Annotated in this window: 1 pseudogene; it reads left to right on the top strand. The window is 71.8% G+C overall.

Annotation, left to right across the window (positions count from 1 at the left end):
- Window positions 1–213 (top strand): annotated as a pseudogene (locus tag ABD323_RS41695) (MBL fold metallo-hydrolase); the annotation flags it as partial.

The raw sequence follows: 213 nt of genomic DNA, 5'->3' as shown, positions 1-213 counted from the left end.
CCCGCAGGGCCACCCGCACCTGTTCACCGGCGAGTGCCTCTTCCCCGGAGGGGTCGGCAACACCTGGAAGGACCCGGCCGCCTTCGACAGCCTCTACCGGGACGTCACCGAGAAGCTCTTCGTCCTCCCCGACGAGACCTGGGTCTACCCGGGCCACGGCAACGACACCACCCTCGGCACCGGGCGCCCCCACCTGCCGGAATGGCGCGGACG

This window comes from Kitasatospora nipponensis (assembly GCF_039528135.1).
GTDB classification, from domain to species: Bacteria; Actinomycetota; Actinomycetes; order Streptomycetales; family Streptomycetaceae; genus Kitasatospora; species Kitasatospora nipponensis.
The sequence above is the reverse complement of the archived record's forward strand: the minus strand, read 5'-3'. Positions and strand labels throughout refer to the sequence as shown.